This is a genomic window from Chromohalobacter sp. 296-RDG, assembly GCF_029889885.1.
Taxonomy (GTDB): domain Bacteria; phylum Pseudomonadota; class Gammaproteobacteria; order Pseudomonadales; family Halomonadaceae; genus Chromohalobacter.
The window spans coordinates 1-3,280 of record NZ_JARANY010000124.1; the positions used below are offsets into that span (position 1 = coordinate 1).

4 protein-coding genes are annotated in these 3,280 nt (G+C 59.2%); 2 read left to right on the plus strand and 2 right to left on the minus strand.

Annotation, left to right across the window (positions count from 1 at the left end; genetic code table 11):
- Positions 1 to 45: 45 nt before the first annotated feature.
- Positions 46 to 2,088, minus strand: coding sequence for a pyrroloquinoline quinone-dependent dehydrogenase (locus OP495_RS16845; protein ID WP_280570893.1), 2,043 nt, complete (start codon positions 2,086 to 2,088; stop codon positions 46 to 48).
- A gap of 11 nt (positions 2,089 to 2,099) precedes the next feature.
- Positions 2,100 to 2,465 (minus strand): hypothetical protein, encoded by a 366-nt coding sequence (locus OP495_RS16850; protein ID WP_280564468.1) that lies wholly within the window; start codon positions 2,463 to 2,465, stop codon positions 2,100 to 2,102.
- A gap of 342 nt (positions 2,466 to 2,807) precedes the next feature.
- Here OP495_RS16850 and OP495_RS16855 point away from each other — a divergent pair, with 342 nt between their 5' ends.
- Complete coding sequence (locus OP495_RS16855) at positions 2,808 to 2,981, plus strand: hypothetical protein (RefSeq protein ID WP_280564470.1); 174 nt, start codon at positions 2,808 to 2,810, stop codon at positions 2,979 to 2,981.
- Positions 2,982 to 3,074: 93 nt separating this feature from the next.
- The coding region (locus tag OP495_RS16860; protein ID WP_280570895.1) for an aminoacyl-tRNA hydrolase at positions 3,075 to 3,280 on the plus strand (206 nt) is incomplete at its 3' end.

Sequence of the window (3,280 nt, forward strand, 5' to 3'; positions counted from 1 at the left end):
TTCTACTTTACTTCTATATTGCTCTCTACCACTTACTGACGGTCGTTACTCGTCTTCGTCCTCCGGCAGCGCGTAGACGACGACCTGGTCGCCGACCTGATCTTTCACGATCGAGTTGCCGCCTGCCACGAAGGCGACGTATTCGCGGCCTTCATACTCGTACACGGCAGGGTTCGCGACGCCAGGTGCCTCGGCCTGGTCTTCCCATAGCTCTTCGCCGGTCTCGAGTGAGTAGGCGCGCATTTTGGCGTCGATGGAGCCGCCGATGAAGATCACGTTACCCGCGGTGACCGCTGGACCGCCGATGGTGGGCGAGCCCCAGCTTTCGGGCATGAAGAAGCCGTACTGCTGCGAGGAGCCGATCGGGCGACGCCATTTCACATCACCGGTTTTCATGTCGAGTGCGACGATCTCACCAAAAGGTGGCTCCCAGCACGGCATACCGAGCCAGTTACGTGCCACCTTGAGACGCATACCGTAAGGCGCCCCTGTCTGCGGTGCGAAGCCACTCTCATTGCCTGAGCCGCTATCGGCTTTCTCGTAGGCTTCACGCTCGTAGAGCTTCACGTATTGCACGATGTGCGAGGTGTTGACGATGGCCGTTTGGCTGACAGGGTCGAACGCGACACCACCCCATTGCACACCGCCGGAGCTATCAGGATAAGTCAGTGCACCTTCGCCCTTGGTAGTGGGCGGCGTGTACATGCCTTCATACGTCAGGTTGTCCCAGAGCTTGGAACACTGTCCACCGCCAACGGCATCGGCGAGTTTCCAGACCTTCGGTTTCTCGGATTGGTCGAGCAGCGGAGCGGGCTTGGTCGGGAAGGGTTGCGTGTCCGCGTATTCTTCGCCTTTGACGGAGCCATCGCCCTGCGGTACCGGGCGCTCTTCGATCGGCCAGACGTCCTCACCCGTCAGGCGGTTGACGACGAACAGGAAGCCTTGCTTGGTGGCCTGGATCAATGCCGGGATTTCCTCGCCATCCACCGTGATATCCATCAGCGTGGGGGCGGAGTTGATGTCGTAGTCCCAGACGTCATGGTGGACCCACTGGCGCGACCAGACGACTTCGCCGGTGTCGACGTCAAGCGCGGTGGTCGAGGTCGCCAGGGGCGCGTCCTCGGTGCGATTGCCACCCCAATAATTGGGAGATGGCGAGGAGATCGGCAGATACACGAGGCCGTTTTCCTCGTCGGCGGACATGTGCGTCCACACGTTGGCGGTACCGCTCTTCTCGCGCATCTCGTCGGAAAGGGCGTTGAAGCTCCATTCGCGTTCGCCGGTACGGGCATTGATGGAGAACACGGTGCCGGGAGGCGCTTGCTCGAACGCCCAGTCCTTTCCGGCCCAGCCGAGGATCAGGTGATCGCCCACCACGGTCGGTGGCTGCAGCAGCGATAGCGGCCACTTATCGTGGGTGTCATTCCACTGGTTGACGTCCAGTACGCCGTTATCGGCGAAGCTAGTGCACTTCTCGCCGGTGTCGGCATCGACGGCAAAGAGCTGCGCGTCCATCGTGCCCAGATAGACGATCTTCTGGCAGGACTTGCCTTCGACCGGATCATCCGCTTCCCAGTAGGCGACACCACGACTCTTGAGTGCGGGCTGCGTCATTGCTTCGAGCTTGGACTCGGTGTCGAAGCTCCACTTCTGCTCGCCGGTGGCGGGGTCGAGCGCGAGAATGCGGTAGAACGGCGTGCCGATATAGAGCGTGTCGTTGGCGAATACCGGTGTTGCGGACCAGACGGTGGGCGGTAGATCGCCCGAGCCATCGGATACATCGCCGGTGTGGACTTCCCAGGCCTTTTCCAGGTCACCGACATTGTCGGCGTTGATCTGGTCGAGGGGGCTGTATTTCTGCGCGTTGAGCTGGCCGTGGAAGCTATCCCAGGTCGGCGTGCCGGGGACCAACGGTATCGATTCGGACGAAGCTTGCTTGGATGCAGCCTGTGACGGAGTGCTCTCTTGTGCGCTCGAGGCGTCCTGGTCAGCGTCCTGATCCTGAGCCAGAAGCGGCAAAGGCGTCAGGAAAAGCGCCAGCGCGGTGGCCGTGCCCAGGCGTTGCACGGTGGTTCTAAATGTCGGCATGAGGCGGCTCCTTATGATTGGGCGGGACGGGCGGTGCGTGTCGCGAGGGCCATATCGAGAATAAGCCCGATCAGGCCGACCACCATGGCCACGCAGATCCACCATTGGTGCAGGAGGAGCGCTGCGAAGAAGGTGCCGGCCAGGCCCAGCAAAATCAGCACGCGCCACACGTTACGCCCGGCGTTCCCTTTCAGTGCAGGTAAGATGAGCGCCATGACGGCCAGGGCGATGTTGGCCAGGATGGCGACAAGCGCGCCAAGTGTGCCATTGACCCCGGTCAGCGGGGTGAAATAGGCATAGAGTGCGATGGCAAACCCGACGATCGAGGCTACCAGCAGCACAATGGCGCCCAATCTTTGTGAACGAGATTGTGGCATGGCGTTGTTGTCTCCTTGTGGGACAGGAATGATCACCTGGCTCTTTTATTCCGCCGTTGGGCTGGGGCATTGCGCCAGACTCAAAGGGTATGAGCGAAATGGTTGAGCCGTGGCTACGTCTTTGGTCGTAACTCTCGACCCTATCTTAGTAAAAAACGTAGGACTTTTGTGGCTCTGTTTCGAAAATTATTTTTCTGCTAACGAATTCGCCCGAGAAGAGGCCTCAAGGCGGTACATGGGATCCTGATACTCGAATGGGACTTGACGCGCGGTGATTCTTTTAGCATGCTAATAGTGTAATGCGACAAAACGCCGCATCACTACCTCAATTCAGGAGTGGTCATGAAAGCGCTTAACAAGCTGTTCTCGATGCTGGCAACCATCGTCGTTTCTGCATTGCTGCCGTTCTCCATGGTGGCGGAAAGCGAGGCCAATCAAAATGTTAGTGTCCATAGCGACACAGCGAACATCTCCACCCTGAACGCTAAACAGCGTCAGGATGACGAGTCCCTGTAATTTGCGCCGACTTCCGAGGCATCGCCAATAGTGTAGTCTGTCGCGCATCATTCACGCGTCGTGCTCGGCGTGTCATGTCACGAGGGCTACACCATGCTGAAGATCTCCAATACGGTGACGCTCGCCGATTGGGAAATCGATATCAGCCAGATTCGCGCGCAGGGCGCCGGTGGCCAGAACGTCAACAAGGTCGCCTCGGCGGTGCATCTACGTTTCGATATTCCCCGCTCGTCATTGCCGCCGTTCTACAAGGAACGTCTGATGGCGCTGTCCGATCAGCGTATTAGCAAGGACGGTGT

Coding starts and splice junctions, on each gene's coding strand:
- OP495_RS16845 (WP_280570893.1), bottom strand. CDS start 2,088: ATGCCGACATTTAGAACCACCGTGCAACGCCTGGGCACGGCCACCGCG.
- OP495_RS16850 (WP_280564468.1), bottom strand. CDS start 2,465: ATGCCACAATCTCGTTCACAAAGATTGGGCGCCATTGTGCTGCTGGTA.
- OP495_RS16855 (WP_280564470.1), top strand. CDS start 2,808: ATGAAAGCGCTTAACAAGCTGTTCTCGATGCTGGCAACCATCGTCGTT.